This is a genomic window from Pseudomonas sp. 2VD, from assembly GCF_005503585.1.
Classification (GTDB): Bacteria; Pseudomonadota; Gammaproteobacteria; order Pseudomonadales; family Pseudomonadaceae; genus Pseudomonas; species Pseudomonas aeruginosa.
Genome location: NZ_SCND01000537.1, coordinates 1 through 2831, shown reverse-complemented (window position 1 = coordinate 2831; position 2831 = coordinate 1). Strand labels below are relative to the sequence as shown.

Below are 2831 nucleotides of genomic sequence, written 5' to 3'. Positions count from 1 at the left end.
GAACTTCCCTCGCAACATGTTCATCTGGCGCTCCAACCTGCTGGGCTCCTCCGGCAAGGGCCACGAGTACATGCTCAAGTACCTGCTCGGGGCGAAGAACGGGGTGATGAACGATGACCTCGGCAAGGCCGGCGGTCCGCGTCCCACCGAGGTCGACTGGGTCGACGACGGTGCCGAGGGCAAGCTCGACCTGGTCACCACCCTGGACTTCCGCATGTCCTCCACCTGCATGTACTCGGACATCGTCCTGCCGACCGCTACCTGGTACGAGAAGGACGACCTCAACACCTCCGACATGCACCCCTTCATCCATCCGCTGTCGGCGGCCACCGATCCGGCCTGGGAAGCCAAGAGCGACTGGGAGATCTACAAGGCCATCGCCAAGAAGTTCTCCGCCGTCGCCGAAGGCCACCTCGGCGTGGAGCAGGACCTGGTCACGGTGCCGCTGCTGCACGACACCCCCACCGAGCTGGCGCAGCCGTTCGGCGGCGACGGCCATGACTGGAAGAAGGGCGAGTGCGAGCCGATGCCGGGACGCAACCTGCCGACGCTGCACCTGGTCGAGCGCGACTACCCGAACGTCTACCGCAAGTTCACCTCGCTCGGTCCGCTGCTGGACAAGCTGGGTAACGGCGGCAAGGGCATCGGCTGGAACACCGAGAAGGAAGTGAAGCTGGTCGGCGACCTCAACCATCGCGTCGTCGAGAGCGGCGTCAGCCAGGGCCGGCCGCGCATCGACAGCGCCATCGACGCCGCCGAGGTGGTCCTCGCCCTGGCTCCGGAAACCAACGGCCAGGTCGCGGTCAAGGCCTGGGAAGCGCTGTCGAAGATCACCGGCCGCGAGCACGCCCACCTGGCGCTGCCCAAGGAAGACGAGAAGATCCGCTTCCGCGACATCCAGGTGCAGCCGCGCAAGATCATCTCCAGCCCGACCTGGTCCGGCCTCGAGGACGAGCACGTCAGCTACAACGCCGGCTACACCAACGTCCACGAGCTGATCCCGTGGCGCACCATCACCGGTCGCCAGCAGTTCTACCAGGACCACCCGTGGATGCAGGCGTTCGGCGAAGGCTTCGTCAGCTACCGGCCGCCGGTCAACACCCGGACCACCGAGAAGCTGTTGAACAGGAAGCCCAACGGCAACCCGGAGATCACCCTGAACTGGATCACCCCGCACCAGAAATGGGGCATCCACTCCACCTACAGCGACAACCTGCTGATGCTCACCCTGTCGCGCGGCGGTCCGATCATCTGGCTCAGCGAGCACGACGCGGCCAAGGCCGGGATCGTCGATAACGACTGGGTCGAGGTGTTCAACGCCAACGGCGCGGCGACCTGCCGCGCGGTGGTCAGCCAGCGGGTCAAGGACGGCATGGTGATGATGTACCACGCCCAGGAACGCATCGTGAACGTACCCGGCAGCGAGACCACCGGCACCCGTGGCGGCCACCACAACTCGGTGACCCGCGTGGTGCTCAAGCCGACCCACATGATCGGCGGCTACGCCCAGCAGGCCTGGGGCTTCAACTACTACGGCACGGTCGGCTGCAACCGCGACGAGTTCGTCGTGGTGCGCAAGATGAGCAAGGTCGACTGGCTGGACGAACCCCGCCACGGCGGACTCGGCGGCGACGCCCTGCCGCAACCGCTGCCCCAGGACATTTGAGGAGAGACGCCATGAAAATTCGTTCGCAAGTCGGCATGGTGCTGAACCTCGACAAATGCATTGGTTGCCACACCTGCTCGATCACCTGCAAGAACGTCTGGACCAGCCGCGAAGGCATGGAGTACGCCTGGTTCAACAACGTCGAGACCAAGCCCGGGATCGGCTACCCGAAGGAATGGGAAAACCAGGAGAAGTGGAAGGGCGGCTGGGTGCGCGCGGCGGACGGTTCGATCCGCCCGCGCATCGGCGGCAAGTTCCGCGTGCTGGCGAACATCTTCGCCAACCCGGACCTGCCCGAGATCGACGACTACTACGAACCGTTCGACTTCGACTACCAGCACCTGCATACCGCACCCAAGGCCGAGCACCAGCCGGTGGCGCGCCCGCGCTCGCTGGTCTCCGGGCAGCGCATGGAGAAGATCGAGTGGGGCCCGAACTGGGAGGAGATCCTCGGCACCGAGTTCGCCAAGCGGCGCAAGGACAAGAACTTCGACCAGGTCCAGGCGGACATCTACGGTGAGTACGAGAACACCTTCATGATGTACCTGCCGCGCCTCTGCGAGCACTGCCTGAACCCGGCGTGCGTGGCGTCCTGCCCGAGCGGGGCGATCTACAAGCGCGAGGAGGACGGCATCGTCCTGATCGACCAGGACAAGTGCCGCGGCTGGCGGATGTGCATCTCCGGCTGCCCGTACAAGAAGATCTACTTCAACTGGAAGAGCGGCAAGTCCGAGAAGTGCATCTTCTGCTACCCGCGCATCGAGGCCGGCCAGCCCACCGTCTGCTCGGAGACCTGCGTCGGGCGCATCCGCTACCTCGGCGTGCTGCTCTACGACGCCGACCGCATCCACGAAGTGGCCAGTTGCGAGAACGAGCGCGAGCTGTACGAGAAGCAACTGGAGATCTTCCTCGATCCGTTCGACCCGGCGGTGATCGCCCAGGCGCGCAAGGACGGGGTGGCCGACAGCGTCATCGAGGCGGCGCAGAAGTCGCCGGTGTACAAGCTGGCGATGGACTGGAAGCTGGCCCTGCCGCTGCACCCGGAATACCGCACGCTGCCGATGGTCTGGTACGTGCCGCCGCTGTCGCCGATCCAGAACGCCGCCGCCGAGGGGCACATCGGCAGCGACGGGGTGATCCCGGACGTCGAGTCGCTGCGCATCCC

The 2831-nt window shown here is 65.6% G+C and carries 2 protein-coding genes; both read left to right on the top strand.

The window, feature by feature from the left end; translation table 11 throughout:
- Positions 1–1666 (top strand): molybdopterin dinucleotide binding domain-containing protein (locus FFS27_RS31240; protein WP_137952478.1); only part of this gene is annotated, 1666 nt, incomplete at its 5' end.
- 11 nt (positions 1667–1677) lie between these two features.
- A partial coding sequence (gene narH / locus FFS27_RS31235) for a nitrate reductase subunit beta (protein ID WP_137952477.1) occupies positions 1678–2831 on the top strand: 1154 nt, incomplete at its 3' end.